This is a genomic window from Streptomyces sp. NPDC002588 (genome assembly GCF_040295925.1).
Classification (GTDB): domain Bacteria; phylum Actinomycetota; class Actinomycetes; order Streptomycetales; family Streptomycetaceae; genus Streptomyces.
In genome coordinates this window covers 134,558-147,967 of sequence record NZ_JBEOWF010000007.1, presented here as the reverse complement: position 1 = coordinate 147,967, position 13,410 = coordinate 134,558, and the positions used below count along the sequence as shown (strand labels likewise).

Here is a 13,410-nt window from a genome sequence, read left to right as displayed (position 1 = left end):
CCTCCCGCGTTCTCCCCACGTGACCCTTCAGCAAGAAATCGTCGGCAACGCCATGCAGATGGCGGTCGTCAACCTGCGCCCCGGCCAGACCGTGTACTGCGAGGCCGGGAAGTTCCTCTTCAAGACGTCGAACGTGACCATGGAGACCCGGCTGGGCGGCCCCGCGGGAAGCGGCGGCGGGCAGCCGCAGGGCGGGGGCGGGGGCGGGGGCGGTATGGGCGGCATGCTGCGCCAGGCCATGGGCACCGCCATGCAGGTCGGCCAGCGGGCCCTCGCGGGCGAGTCGCTGGCCTTCCAGTACTTCACCGCCCAGGGCGGCGAGGGCACGGTCGGCTTCGCGGGCGTCCTCCCGGGCGAGATGCGCGCCCTGGAGCTGAACGGCACGCGCGCGTGGTTCGCCGAGAAGGACGCCTTCGTGGCCGCCGAGTCCACCGTCGAGTTCGGCATCGCCTTCCAGGGCGGCCGCACCGGCATGAAGGGCGGCGAGGGCTTCGTCCTGGAGAAGTTCACCGGGCACGGCACGGTGATCATCGCCGGCGCGGGCAACTTCATCGACCTCGATCCGGCCGACTTCGGCGGCCGCATCGAGGTCGACACCGGCTGCGTGGTCGCCTTCGAGGAGGGCATCCGGTACGGCGTCCAGCGCGTCGGCGGCCTCAACCGCCAGGGGCTCATGAACGCGGTGTTCGGCGGCGAGGGCCTGTCCCTGGCCACCCTGGAGGGCAACGGCAGCGTCATCCTGCAGTCCCTGACCATCGAGAGCCTCGCCAACGCCCTGAAGAAGGCCCAGGGCGGCGACAAGCAGGGCCCGACGGGCGGCATGTTCTCGACGCACGCCGGCTGACACACCGGCCGGCCGAACCGATGAGTTGCGGGTGCCGCCGGGGTCTGAGGTGATGACAACAGACCTCACGCGAGAAAGCAGGCACGCGTCATGGGCAAGCTCGTCTCCACCATCTTCGTCACCCTCGACGGCGTCTACCAGGCGCCCGGCGGCCCCCAGGAGGACACCCGCGACGGCTTCGAGCACGGCGGCTGGAGCTTTCCGTACGGCGACGACGACTTCGGGCGCTTCGTCGGCGGGGTGTTCGGCAGGGTCGGCGCGTTCCTCCTCGGCCGCCGGACGTACGACATCTTCGCCTCCTACTGGCCGAAGGTGACCGACCCCGCCGACCCGGTCGCCGGCAAGCTGAACACGCTGCCGAAGTACGTCGCCTCCACGACCCTCACCGACCCGGAGTGGGCCGGTACCACGGTCCTCGGCGGCGATCTCGCCAAGGAGGTCACCGACCTCAAGGAGCGCACCGACGGCGAGCTCCAGGTGCACGGCAGCGGCGCCCTGGTGCAGTCCCTGCTGGCCCTCGACCTCGTCGACACGCTCCATCTGCTGAGCTTCCCGGTGGTGCTCGGCACCGGCCGCCGCTTCTTCGCCGACGGCGCCGTACCGACCGCCTTCAAGCACGCGGGCGGCAGCGTCACCGCCGCCGGCGTCTCCATCCAGACGTACGACCTGGAAGGACGCCCCCGGTACGGCTCGTACGAGCTTCCGGAGAACGGCTAGGCGGAACCCCCGGCCGTCGGCGGCCGGGGGCGCAGCCGGTTAAATCCCCGAAAACTCAACGGACTTGCCGGGAAAATCCTCGGAGTTGTCATTGACATGCCATGGTCTACGCGCGTCATCATGGAGCCATGAGATTCCCCCCACGAATCACTCGCATCGGCACCTCCGCCGCCCTGCTGTCCGCCCTGCTCGTGGGCGGCGCCGTCTCGGCCACGACGGCGCACGCCGCGGTCGGCAGCATCTGCTACACCAAGCTGCCCTCGCAGGCGTACGACACGCTCGAGCTGATCGAGCAGGGCGGCCCCTTCCCGTACTCGCAGGACGGGGCCGTCTTCCAGAACCGGGAAGGCGTCCTGCCCAGCCAGACGAGCGGCTACTACCACGAGTACACGGTCAAGACCCCCGGGTCGTCGACCCGTGGCGCGCGCCGCATCGTGACCGGGAAGAAGACGGACGAGGACTACTACACCTCGGACCACTACGTCACGTTCAACCTGATCAACTACGGCTGCTGAGCCGGACATCGATCAACGGGTCGACCGCCTGATCAACGGTTGACCGGTCAGGGTTGAGCGAATCGAAGGTGCCCGTCCAGGTGACCGATCAGGAACGGCGCGACCGCCCGGAAGTCCGGCTCCCCACCAGCCGGACTTCCGGCGGCGGCCAGGTGTATTGATCACGAGCGTTGTTGACACTGGCGGCGTCTTGAAGACCCGCCCCCTGCGGCCCGCCGCGACGAAGGTCGCCCCCGGCCGCGACCTTCGTCGACCGCCGCCCGACCTTGGTAGCGGATCCCGTCGGCGAGGGCCTCACGCGGGCCCGCACTGCGTAGATTTGACGGCCATGAGGGCAGACGACGCCGCCGCGGGGACAGCGGCCGTGCCACGGACACCGGCGGGGCTCGTGCGCCGCAGATGGCTGCTGCCGTCCGCGCTGGTCGCCGAGCTCGAAGCCGAACTCGAATCGGACGCGGGGCAGCCCGGGCGGCCCCGGCGCACCGCACGCGACTGGGCCGTCGACCTCACCTGCTTCCTGCTCGCCGTCGTCGCGGGCCTGCTCGCCGCCGAGACCCTGGGCGAGGACACCGGCCTTCCGCACGCCCTCGCCGTCCTCGACCAGACCGTCGGCGCGCTCTCCTGCGCCGCGCTGTGGCTGCGCCGCCGGTGGCCGTCGGGGCTGGCGATCGCCCTGATCGCGGCCGGCTTCGTCTCGAACACCGCGGGCGGCGCCTGCCTGGTCGCCCTGTTCACCCTCGCCGTGCACCGCCCCTTCCGGTACGTCGCCTGGGTCGGGGGCGTCAACCTCGTCCTCGTGCCCGCCTTCTACTGGCTGCGCCCCGAACCCGACATGACGTACCCGGTGTCCGTGGTGAGCACCGGCATCCTCATGGTCGCCGTCATCGGCTGGGGCATGTTCGTACGCTCCAAGCGGCAGCTCCTGCTGAGCCTGCGCGACCGGGCCCGGCGCGCCGAGACGGAGGCGCGGCTGCGGGCCGAGCAGGCGCAGCGACTGGCCCGCGAGGCCATCGCGCGCGAGATGCACGACGTGCTCGCGCACCGGCTGACCCTGCTCAGCGTGCACGCGGGCGCCCTGGAGTTCCGCCCGGACGCGCCGCGCGAGGAGATCGCGCGGGCGGCCGGAGTCATCCGGGAGAGCGCCCACGAGGCCCTGCAGGACCTACGGGAGATCATCGGCGTGCTGCGGGCGGGCGAAGGCGACGACGCGGGCCGGCCGCAGCCGACGCTGGCCGCCCTGGACGCGCTGGTCGCCGAGTCCCGCGAGGCCGGTATGAAGGTCACCCTCGACCAGCGTGTCACGGCCCCCGCCGCCGTCCCCGCGTCCGTCGGCCGCACCGCCTACCGCATCGCTCAGGAGTGCCTCACCAACGCCCGCAAGCACGCCCCCGGCGCGGAGGCCGCGGTGACCGTGACCGGCGGCCCCGGGGAGGGCCTCACCGTGACCGTGCGCAATCCGGCACCCGCGGGGGACGTCCCGCACGTCCCCGGCTCCGGGCAGGGCCTCATCGGCCTGACCGAACGGGCGAGCCTGGCCGGCGGCCGGCTGGAGCACGGTGCGCACGCGGACGGCGGGTTCGAGGTGCGGGGGTGGCTGCCGTGGCCACGGGCGGCCTGATGCCGGCCGGCCTCGCGGACCCCGTGCCGCGAACCGTGATCGTGCCCGCCGTCAACCGTGGTTTCGTAGGGCCATGACTGCGATCCGAGTCCTCCTCGTCGACGACGATCCCCTGGTGCGCGCCGGCCTGTCCTTCATGATGGGCGGCACCGACGACCTCGAGATCGTCGGCGAGGCGGCCGACGGCGGCGAGGCCCTGGACCTCGTCGACCGCACCCGGCCCGACGTCGTCCTCATGGACATCCGGATGCCGGCTGTGGACGGACTGACCGCCACCGAACGGCTGCGCGGCCGCGAGAACGCCCCCCAGGTCGTGGTCCTCACCACCTTCCACGCCGACGAGCAGGTCCTGCGGGCGCTGCGGGCCGGCGCCGCCGGATTCGTCCTCAAGGACACCCCGCCCGCCGAGATCCTCGACGCGGTGCGCCGGGTCGCGGCCGGCGACCCCGTCCTGTCGCCCACCGTCACCCGGCAGCTGATGGACCACGCGGCCGGTTCGGCCGCCGACACCCGCCGCACGCGCGCACGCGCCCGCCTCGCCGCCCTGGGGGAGCGCGAACGCGAGGTCGCCGTCGCGGTCGGCCGGGGCCTGTCCAACGCCGAGATCGCCGCCACGCTCTACATGAGCGTCCCCACCGTCAAGGCGCACATGTCCCGCGTCCTGGCCCGGCTCGGTCTCAACAACCGCGTGCAGATCGCGCTGCTCGCCCACGACGCCGGCCTGCTGGAGGACGACGACCGCTGACCGCGGCCGCCGCACGGGGTCACTCCCCGGGGATCTCCGCCAGCGCCACGGCTCTGCGCTCCCGTCCGGAGACGGCGCAGGCCTCCGCGATCCGGAAGGCCCGCAGCGCCTCACGCCCGTCGCAGGGGTTCGCACGCTCGCCCCGGACCACCTCCACGAACGAGATCAGCTCCGCCTCGTACGCCGGCCCGAAACGCTCCAGGAAACCGGTCCAGGGCTTGTCCGCGGCCGGCGGACCGGACGGCTCGGTGGAGGCGATCGGCGTACGGTCGTCCAGGCCCACGACGATCTGGTCGAGTTCCCCGGCCAGCTCCATGCGGACGTCGTAGCCCGCGCCGTTCAGCCGGGTCGCCGTGGCGGTGGCGAGGGTGCCGTCGTCCAGCGTGAGGACCGCCGCCGCGGTGTCCACGTCACCCGCGGCCCGGAACATCGCGGGCCCGGCGTCGGACCCGGTGGCGTACACCTCCCGCACCTCGCGCCCGGTCACCCAGCGCAGACAGTCGAAGTCGTGGATGAGGGCGTCCCGGTAGATCCCGCCGGACACCGGCAGCCACTCGGCGGGCGGCGGCGTCTGGTCGGAGGTCACCGACCGCACGGTGTGCAGCCGCCCGAGCCGACCGGACCGCACCGCCTCCCGCGCCCCCGTGTAGCCCGCGTCGAACCGGCGCTGGAACCCCATCTGCAGAATCGTCCCCGCGCTCTCCACCTCCGCTATCGCCTGTAAGGTCCCGGCCAGGTCCAGGGCGATGGGCTTCTCGCAGAACACCGGAAGCCCGGAGCGTGCCGCCCGGCCGATCAGTTCGGCGTGGGCCGCGGTCGCCGTGGTGATCACCACGGCGTCCACACCCCAACGGAAGATCTCGTCCACCCCTGGGGCGGCCGTCTCGCCCAGCCGCAGCGCGAGCTCCTGGGCTCGCGAGTGGTCCGCGTCCGTCAGGATCAGGGATCCGACCTCGCGGTGACGGCTGAGAGTGTTCGCATGAATGGTGCCTATGCGGCCCGTCCCGATGACCCCGATGCGCATGATGACAAAAGTGGCTGCGGATCCCGCATGCTGTCAATCCGTATGTCCGGACAATCGAACTACACAACTTCCCGTCAACAGCGCGCGGGGCTACGCTCGGCGGGTGCCGAAACCAGAAGTGGACCCGACCGTGCAGCTCGACCTCCGAGTGGACCGCAGCTCGCCGGTGCCCCTCTACTTCCAGCTGTCCCAGCAACTGGAGGCCGCGATCGAGCACGGATCTCTCACCCCCGGCAGCCTCCTGGGCAACGAGATCGAGCTCGCGGCCCGCCTCGGCCTGTCCCGCCCGACCGTGCGGCAGGCGATCCAGTCGCTCGTCGACAAGGGCCTCCTGGTGCGCCGCCGGGGAGTGGGCACGCAGGTCGTGCACAGCCAGGTCAAGCGGCCGCTGGAGCTCAGCAGCCTCTTCGACGACCTCGAGGCGGCCGGACAGCGTCCCGCGACCACCGTCCTGGTCAACACGGTCGTCCCCGCCACCGCCGAGATCGCCGCCGCCCTCGCCGTCGCCGAGGGAAGCGACGTGCACCGGGTGGAGCGGCTGCGGCTCGCGCACGGGGAGCCGATGGCGTACCTGTGCAACCACCTGCCCTCCGGCCTGCTCGACCTGGACACCGGCCAGCTGCAGGCCACCGGCCTGTACCGCCTGATGAGGGCCGCCGGCATCACCCTGCACAGCGCCCGCCAGTCCATCGGCGCCCGCGCCGCGACCGCCCCCGAGAGCGAGCGGCTCGCCGAGGAGGAGGGCGCCCCACTGCTGACCATGCAGCGCACGACCTTCGACGACACCGGCCGCGCCGTCGAGTTCGGCGACCACATCTACCGCCCCACCCGCTACTCCTTCGAGTTCCAGTTGCTGGTGCGGTCCTGACGGACGCCCCGGAGGGGCCGTCCTCCCGGGGGCGCCGGGCCATGCCGATGTGCGGCTCCGACGCGTGGGCGCGACCGGCCACGACCACCCGCAGACGGCGACGGTCCGGCACCACTCCCTTCCCGCCCCGCTCGGCACCCACCGGGGCGGTGAGGCAGAATCGGGCCTTGATGAGCACCTACGGCAACTTCAGCGCCCCCATCGGCTCCAGGCGCGCCCCCGCGCTGCGGACGGTGGGCACCCGCGAGCGCCGCTCGCACCTGACCGCACCCCGGGTGCCGACGGTCGGCATCGACATCGGCGGCACCAAGGTGATGGCGGGTGTCGTCGACGCCGACGGCAACATCCTGGAGAAGGTCCGCACGGAGACCCCCGACAAGTCCAAGAGCCCCAAGGTCGTCGAGGACACGATCGTCGAGCTGGTCCTGGACCTGTCCGACCGGCACGACGTGCACGCCGTCGGCGTCGGCGCGGCCGGCTGGGTCGACGCCGACCGCAACCGCGTCCTGTTCGCCCCCCACCTGTCCTGGCGCAACGAGCCCCTGCGGGACCGGCTCTCGGGCCGGCTCTCCGTGCCCGTCCTCGTCGACAACGACGCCAACACCGCCGCCTGGGCGGAGTGGCGCTTCGGCGCCGGACGCGGCGAGGACCATCTGGTCATGATCACGCTGGGCACGGGCATCGGCGGCGCGATCCTGGAGGACGGCCAGGTCAAGCGCGGCAAGTACGGCGTCGCGGGCGAGTTCGGCCATATGCAGGTCGTGCCCGGCGGCCACCGCTGCCCGTGCGGCAACCGCGGCTGCTGGGAGCAGTACAGCTCCGGGAACGCCCTGGTCAGGGAGGCCAAGGAACTGGCCGCCGCCGACTCCCCGGTGGCGTACGGGATCATCGAGCACGTCAAGGGACAGATCGGTGACATCACCGGCCCGATGATCACCGAGCTGGCCCGCGACGGCGACGCGATGTGCATCGAACTGCTCCAGGACATCGGCCAGTGGCTCGGCGTGGGCATCGCCAACCTGGCCGCCGCCCTGGACCCGTCCTGCTTCGTCATCGGCGGCGGCGTCTCGGCCGCCGACGACCTGCTGATCAGCCCCGCGCGCGACGCGTTCAAGCGCCAGCTCACCGGGCGCGGCTACCGCCCCGAGGCCCGGATCGTGCGCGCCCAGCTCGGCCCCGAGGCCGGCATGGTCGGCGCCGCCGACCTCGCCCGCCTGGTCGCCCGCCGCTTCCGGCGCGCCAAGCGGCGCCGCGTCGAGCGCTACGAGCGCTTCGAACGGTTCACGGAGGCCGTCCGGCGCACCCAGGACACGGCGTGACCGCCCGGCCACCCGGTCGCCCCCGGGACCCCGGATGACCGGCCCGCCACCTCGCGTGGCACCCCTTCGCACGGCACCGTCCCGCACGGCGGCGCCCCTTCGTACGACCAGGGACCCCGCATGACCGCCTCGCTGCCCCGCCAGGCCGCTTCCCCCGACGAGCCCTCGCCGCCGGAGGACCGCGGCCACGTGATCCGGCGCAGGGCACTCACCCTGCTGATCATCGTGCTGCTCATCGGTGTCCCCGCCGGATATCTGGTGATCTCCGCCAACCAGAGCCGCGACAGCGGCAAGGACAAGGAGGCCAAGTACTCGGCGACCGGCCTGACCGCGGCCTGGCCGTCGAAGGTCCAGCGCCGCCTGTACCAGGTGCCGGTCCCGCACCCCTCCGCCCAGGTCGCCTACTACGAGACCAACAACTGGAAGACCAGCCGGCTCTACGTCCAGTTCTCGACCACCTATGCCGCCCTCGACCAGTTCCTCGCGGACATCGGCCTCGACCGGGACGACCTGCGGAAGGACGACGTCACGATCAGCGCCCGCGACCAGCAGGTCACCGGGTGGCGGTTCAAGGGCCCCGGCTCCCGCCCGGGACAGTACTGGGGGCTCGTCCGCGAAGCGAAGAACCCGACGCCCACGCTGGACGTCGTCGTGAACTACGGCAACCCGGCCTTCCCGTTCGTGTACGTCGTCTCGCGCACGGTTCCCTGACCGGTCCCGCGCGGTCGCCGGAGCCGATTGTCAGACCCCGCCCGTAGAGTCGAAGACGACTGATCCCAGACACGGGCGGGAGGTGGACACGGCGTATGCACGACACGGCTTCGGCGGAACAGTTGACCGCCCCGGCGCGCCTCGCCGCCGTCTTCCTGCCCGCCCCGCTCCCGCGCGAGGGCCGCATCGCCCTCTGGGACCCGGAGGAGGGAGCGCTGCCCGCGCTCGCGGCCGCCGACCCGGCGGAGCTCACCGTCGTCCGCCCGTACGGCGCCTCCGTCCGCCGCCGCCGGACCCCTGCCCTGACCCTGCCGCTCGACCGCGCGCTGCCCCTCCTCGTTCACGCCCGGCGCGACCCCGCCGCCCATCCCGCCACCGCCTGCTGGGGCGCGGCCGCCCTGCACGCGCTGCGGCTCACCGCCCGCGGCCGCCTGCTGCCCGGCCTCACGCCCACCGGCCACGACGCCTGGCGGGCCGGCCCCCTGGACCCGGAGGACGTCGCCCACCTGCGCGCGGTCGCCGCCGCCCTGCCCCACGAGGGCCACGCCGTCCCCCTGCCCGGCCCGGGCCCGCTCCGGCTGCCCCGGCCGGAGGCCCTGATGCGCGCCTTCCTCGACGCCGTGGCGGACACCCTGCCCCGCACCCCCGCCGCGCCGTTCGCCGCGGGCAGGCCGTTCGCCGACCGCCGGCCCCAGCGTCTGCCCGGCGCCCACGACTGGGCGGCGGAGGTCGCCGCAGGCATGGACGCGGGCGTGCGCGTCTCGCTCCGCCTGGACCTGTCGGCGTACGACCTGTTCGACGCATCCGAAGCGGACGGCGGCGGGCGGGCGCCGGGCGCGGGCGCCGCGATCGTCCAGGTGCACAGCCTCGCCGACCCCACCCTGATGACCGACGCGGGGGCCCTGTGGGCGGGCGAGGCGGACTCCGCCTTCGGCCCCCGCGCGCGCGTCGACGCGGCCCTCGCCGTCCGGCGCGCCGCGCGCGTCTGGCCGCCGCTGGCCCGGCTCACCGAACAGGACGCCCCCGACGTACTGGCCCTGTCCGAGGAGGAGGTGGCCGATCTGCTCGGCCGGGCCGCCACCCGGCTCGCGGCGGCCGGCGTCGCCGTGCACTGGCCGAGGGACCTCGCGCAGGACCTCAGCGCGACCGCCGTGGTCCGCCCCGCGCCGGGCTCGGCGACCGACGGCACCGGCTTCTTCGAGAGCGACCAACTGCTGCAGTTCCGCTGGCAGCTGGCGCTCGGCGGCGACCCGCTCAGCGAGGCCGAGATGGACGCCCTGGCCGAGGCCCACCGGCCGGTCGTCCGGCTCCGCGACCAGTGGGTGCTGGTCGACCCCGCGCTCGTCCGCAAGGCCCGCAAGCGTGAACTGGGCCTGCTGGACCCGGTCGACGCCCTGTCCGTCGCCCTCACCGGCACCGCCGAGGCCGACGGCGAGAGCGTCGAGGCCGTCCCCGTCGATGCGCTGGCCGCCCTGCGCGACCGCCTCACGGCCGGCGTGCAGCCCGCCGACCCACCTCCCGGGCTGCGCGCCACCCTCCGGGACTACCAGCTCCGGGGCCTCGGCTGGCTGGACCTCATGACCTCCCTCGGCCTCGGCGGCTGCCTCGCCGACGACATGGGCCTCGGCAAGACGATCACTCTGATCGCCCTCCACCTCAGGCGGGCCCGCACCGAGCCGACCCTCGTGGTCTGCCCCGCCTCCCTCCTCGGCAACTGGCAGCGTGAGATCAACCGCTTCGCCCCCGGCGTCCCCGTCCGCCGCTTCCACGGCCCCGAGCGCAGCCTGACCGGCCTGACCGGCGGCTTCGTCCTCACCACGTACGGCACCATGCGCTCGGCGGCCCCCGCCCTGGCCGGACAGACCTGGGGCATGGTCGTCGCGGACGAGGCGCAGCACGTGAAGAACCCGTACTCGGCGACGGCCAAGGCGCTGCGGACCATCCCGTCCCCCGCGCGCGTGGCCCTCACCGGCACTCCCGTCGAGAACAACCTCTCCGAACTCTGGGCCCTCCTCGACTGGACGACCCCCGGTCTCCTCGGCCCCCTGAAGTCCTTCCGGGCGCGGCACGCGCGGGCCGTGGAGAACGGCGAGGACGCGGAAGCGGTGGAGCGCCTCGCCCGGCTGGTCCGCCCCTTCCTCCTGCGCCGCAAGAAGTCCGACCCCGGCATCGTGCCGGAACTGCCGCCCAAGACCGAGACCGACCACCCGGTCCCGCTCACCCGCGAACAGGCCGCGCTCTACGAGGCGGTGGTGCGCGAGTCGATGCTCGCCATCGAGACGGCGCAGGGCATCGCCCGCCGGGGTCTGGTCCTGAAGCTGCTCGGCGCGCTCAAGCAGATCTGCGACCACCCGGCGCTGTACCTCAAGGAGCAGAGCGCCGAGACCGGCGACCGGCTCGCCGCCCGCTCCGGCAAACTCGCCCTGCTCGACGAACTGCTGGACACCCTGCTCGCCGAGGACGGCTCGGCCCTCGTCTTCACCCAGTACGTCGGGATGGCCCGGCTGATCACCGCCCACCTCGCCGCCCGCGCGATCCCGGTGGACCTGCTGCACGGCGGCACTCCGGTGCCCGAGCGGGAGCGGATGGTGGACCGCTTCCAGGCCGGTACGACCCCGGTTCTCATCCTCTCCCTCAAAGCCGCCGGCACCGGCCTGAACCTCACCCGCGCGGGCCATGTCGTCCACTTCGACCGCTGGTGGAACCCGGCGGTGGAGGAGCAGGCCACCGACCGCGCCTACCGCATCGGACAGACCCAGCCCGTCCAGGTCCACCGCCTGATCACCGAGGGCACCGTCGAGGACCGCATCGCCGAGATGCTCCAGGCCAAGCGGGCCCTCGCCGACGCCGTCCTGGGCTCCGGCGAGTCCGCGCTCACCGAACTGACGAACCGTGAGCTGACCGACCTGGTGCGACTGCGGAGGGAGACGTGATGGCCGAGCCGGAGGACCACAGCCCCGCCGCCGAGGCCCGCCGCGCCCTGCGGGCGGTCCGGGACCGGACGCGACCGCAGGATCAGGTGCCGCAGGAACAGGCTGAGCAGGAGCAGGAGCAGGAGCAGGAGCAGGAGCAGGAGCAGGAGCAGGCGGCGCCTGTCGCGGACGGCCCGGGCCCGGCGCAGCCCCTCGCGGCGCCCCCGCCGCCGAGCCCCGCCCCGAGACCCGGCGACGCCGCCCGCGCGGCACTGCGGCGCAGGGCGCGGGCCGTACCGGCAGCCGATGAGCCGGGCGAGCACGGCGAGTCCGCTGCGTCCGGTGTGCCTGGTGAGGCCGGTGCGTCCGGACTCCGTGAGCCCGGGCCCCCCGCACCGCAAGCGGCGCCCGCAGCGCGTCCCGCGGACATCGCACGGGAGGCACTGCGGGCCGCCAGGGCTCGGGCCCAGCAGTCCGCCCCGGCCCCGCCGGCCGACTCGCCCCTCCGCCGCGCCGGCCGTTCCCGCGACCGGGACGCCCGTGAGCCCGGCCCCCGTGAGCCCGGCCCCCGTGACTCCGTCGCCCGGGACCGGGTGCGTGACGTACGGGAGTTCCTCGCCGGTGCCTTCCACATGCCGCCGGAGGACGCACCGTCGTCCGCGGACCCGGCCCCGCCCGCCGAACCGGCTCCGGACCACAGCGCCGGGGCCGGGGCGGAACCGGGGAATCCCGCGGCCCGGTCCCCGCGCTCCATGGCCGCCCCCTCCCGCGACGGCGAGCACCGCCGCACCTTCCCCGCCTTCCCGCCCCTGCCCGGGCCCGGGGACGCGGCGGACGGCACGCCCTTCGCCGAGACCTGGTGGGGCAACGCCTGGGCCGCCGCCCTGGAGGAGGGCGCCCTCGACGCCAAGAGGCTGGCCCGCGGGCGTGGTTACGCCCAGCAGGGACATGTCGACGCCATCACCGTCACCCCCGGCCTCGTCCTCGCGTACGTCCAGGGCAGCCGACCCCGCCCGTACCGTGTGCAGGTCCGGCTGCGGACGCTCGGTGACGACGACTGGGAGCGGTTCCTGGACGCGGCCGTGGAGCGCCCCGCGCACATCGCCGCGCTCCTCGACAAGGAGATGCCGGAGTCCCTCGCCGAGTGCGGGGTGGCGCTGCTGCCCGGCCCCGGTGACCTCGACCCGCAGTGCAGCTGCCCCGACCGCGCCCATCCCTGCAAGCACGCGGCCGCCCTCTGCTACCAGACCGCGCGGCTGCTGGACGCCGACCCGTTCGTGCTGCTCCTCCTGCGCGGCCGCGGCGAGCGCGAACTGCTGGACGCGCTGTCCCGCCGCAACGCCACGCGGGCGGCCCGTGCCGCGCAGGAGCGGGAACCGGCACCGCTGCCGGGCGTCCGCGCCACCGAGGCGGTGGCCGCCGGCCGGCGACTGCCGCCGCTCCCCGCCCCGTTGCCCGTCCCACCGCACCCCGAACAGCCCCCGGCCTACCCGTCCGCCCCGCACGGCCCCGACTCCTTCGCCCTGGACCAGCTCGCCACCGACGCCGCAGCCCGCGCCCACGCGCTGCTGACGACCGGCCACGACGAGATCGGTGAACTGACCCTCTGGCAGGACGCCGTACGGCTCGCCGCGGCCCGACCCGGCTCCGGACTCACCGCCGGCACCCGCGCCCTCTACGCCTCGCTCGCCTCCGCCGCCGGCCGCACCCCGTCCGAACTGGCCCGCGCGGTCGCCGCCTGGCGACAGGGCGGGCCGGACGGGCTCACCGTCCTGGAGGAGTCCTGGGACCCGCCCGCGGGCCGCTTCGACCGGGCCCGGCCGCTCCTCCTCGCCGCCGACCTCCCGGCCTTCCGCCCCTGGCGCAACCACCTCACGCACCCGCGCGGCCACGTCCAGCTCCGCTTCGGCCGCGACGGCCTGTGGTACCCGTACGAGTCGGAGCCCGGTCACGACGACTGGTGGCCGCGCGGCACCCCCGACCCCGACCCGGTGGGCGCCCTGACGGGCCTCGGGGGCACCGGAGAACCGTGACGGCGGTCCCCGCCGGCCGGTCGTGGTGCCGGGCACCGAAGGGGAGTGTGCTGCCGAATCGCAGGGGCTTGCTGTCGGGCTCGTCAGGCGTGTGTAGTTTCGTC

Annotated in this window: 11 protein-coding genes; 10 read left to right on the top strand and 1 reads right to left on the bottom strand. The window is 74.2% G+C overall.

Annotated features, from left to right (window positions below; all coding sequences use genetic code 11):
- Nucleotides 1–19: 19 nt before the first annotated feature.
- The 5 genes from ABT057_RS10135 to ABT057_RS10115 all read left to right on the top strand — a co-directional run bounded on the left by ABT057_RS10135 (nucleotide 20) and on the right by ABT057_RS10115 (nucleotide 4,439).
- On the top strand, nucleotides 20–844 hold the full coding sequence (locus ABT057_RS10135) for an AIM24 family protein (RefSeq protein ID WP_352342013.1): 825 nt from the start codon (nucleotides 20–22) through the stop codon (nucleotides 842–844).
- 90 nt (nucleotides 845–934) lie between these two features.
- Entirely contained in the window at nucleotides 935–1,561 is a 627-nt protein-coding gene (locus ABT057_RS10130; RefSeq protein ID WP_352342012.1) for a dihydrofolate reductase family protein, read from the top strand.
- A gap of 128 nt (nucleotides 1,562–1,689) precedes the next feature.
- Nucleotides 1,690–2,076 (top strand): guanyl-specific ribonuclease, encoded by a 387-nt coding sequence (locus tag ABT057_RS10125; protein ID WP_352342011.1) that lies wholly within the window; start codon nucleotides 1,690–1,692, stop codon nucleotides 2,074–2,076.
- Between the two features lie 328 nt (nucleotides 2,077–2,404).
- Nucleotides 2,405–3,694, top strand: a complete 1,290-nt coding sequence (locus ABT057_RS10120; RefSeq protein ID WP_352342010.1) for a sensor histidine kinase — start codon at nucleotides 2,405–2,407, stop codon at nucleotides 3,692–3,694.
- A 73-nt stretch (nucleotides 3,695–3,767) separates the two neighbouring features.
- Nucleotides 3,768–4,439: a response regulator transcription factor gene (locus ABT057_RS10115; RefSeq protein WP_352342009.1), complete on the top strand. Its 672-nt coding sequence runs from the start codon at nucleotides 3,768–3,770 to the stop codon at nucleotides 4,437–4,439.
- A gap of 19 nt (nucleotides 4,440–4,458) precedes the next feature.
- On the opposite strand, the gene ABT057_RS10110 is transcribed toward ABT057_RS10115, so the two are convergent.
- Nucleotides 4,459–5,463, bottom strand: coding sequence for a Gfo/Idh/MocA family protein (locus tag ABT057_RS10110; protein WP_352342008.1), 1,005 nt, complete (start codon nucleotides 5,461–5,463; stop codon nucleotides 4,459–4,461).
- Nucleotides 5,464–5,593: 130 nt separating this feature from the next.
- Between ABT057_RS10110 and ABT057_RS10105 the strand changes: the two genes are divergently transcribed.
- The 5 genes from ABT057_RS10105 (at nucleotide 5,594) to ABT057_RS10085 (ending at nucleotide 13,306) form a co-directional block, all read left to right on the top strand.
- Nucleotides 5,594–6,331 (top strand): GntR family transcriptional regulator, encoded by a 738-nt coding sequence (locus ABT057_RS10105; protein ID WP_352342165.1) that lies wholly within the window; start codon nucleotides 5,594–5,596, stop codon nucleotides 6,329–6,331.
- 170 nt (nucleotides 6,332–6,501) lie between these two features.
- Complete coding sequence (locus ABT057_RS10100) at nucleotides 6,502–7,650, top strand: ROK family glucokinase (RefSeq protein ID WP_352342164.1); 1,149 nt, start codon at nucleotides 6,502–6,504, stop codon at nucleotides 7,648–7,650.
- A gap of 120 nt (nucleotides 7,651–7,770) precedes the next feature.
- Nucleotides 7,771–8,361: a sugar kinase gene (locus ABT057_RS10095; protein ID WP_352342007.1), complete on the top strand. Its 591-nt coding sequence runs from the start codon at nucleotides 7,771–7,773 to the stop codon at nucleotides 8,359–8,361.
- Nucleotides 8,362–8,456: 95 nt separating this feature from the next.
- Nucleotides 8,457–11,294 carry an SCO1167/SCO6262 family helicase gene (locus ABT057_RS10090; RefSeq protein ID WP_352342006.1) on the top strand — a complete coding sequence of 946 codons (2,838 nt, stop codon included), beginning with the start codon at nucleotides 8,457–8,459 and terminating at the stop codon, nucleotides 11,292–11,294.
- Entirely contained in the window at nucleotides 11,294–13,306 is a 2,013-nt protein-coding gene (locus ABT057_RS10085; RefSeq protein ID WP_352342005.1) for an SWIM zinc finger family protein, read from the top strand. The genes ABT057_RS10090 and ABT057_RS10085 overlap by 1 nt, the downstream gene beginning before the upstream one ends.
- Nucleotides 13,307–13,410 lie beyond the last annotated feature (104 nt).

Excerpts from the sequence above, each read along its gene's own strand:
- ABT057_RS10110 (WP_352342008.1), bottom strand. The coding sequence starts at position 5,463 with ATGCGCATCGGGGTCATCGGGACGGGCCGCATAGGCACCATTCATGCG.
- ABT057_RS10095 (WP_352342007.1), top strand. The coding sequence starts at position 7,771 with ATGACCGCCTCGCTGCCCCGCCAGGCCGCTTCCCCCGACGAGCCCTCG.
- ABT057_RS10085 (WP_352342005.1), top strand. The coding sequence starts at position 11,294 with ATGGCCGAGCCGGAGGACCACAGCCCCGCCGCCGAGGCCCGCCGCGCC.
- ABT057_RS10120 (WP_352342010.1), top strand. The coding sequence starts at position 2,405 with ATGAGGGCAGACGACGCCGCCGCGGGGACAGCGGCCGTGCCACGGACA.
- ABT057_RS10115 (WP_352342009.1), top strand. The coding sequence starts at position 3,768 with ATGACTGCGATCCGAGTCCTCCTCGTCGACGACGATCCCCTGGTGCGC.
- ABT057_RS10100 (WP_352342164.1), top strand. The coding sequence starts at position 6,502 with ATGAGCACCTACGGCAACTTCAGCGCCCCCATCGGCTCCAGGCGCGCC.
- ABT057_RS10090 (WP_352342006.1), top strand. The coding sequence starts at position 8,457 with ATGCACGACACGGCTTCGGCGGAACAGTTGACCGCCCCGGCGCGCCTC.
- ABT057_RS10130 (WP_352342012.1), top strand. The coding sequence starts at position 935 with ATGGGCAAGCTCGTCTCCACCATCTTCGTCACCCTCGACGGCGTCTAC.
- ABT057_RS10125 (WP_352342011.1), top strand. The coding sequence starts at position 1,690 with ATGAGATTCCCCCCACGAATCACTCGCATCGGCACCTCCGCCGCCCTG.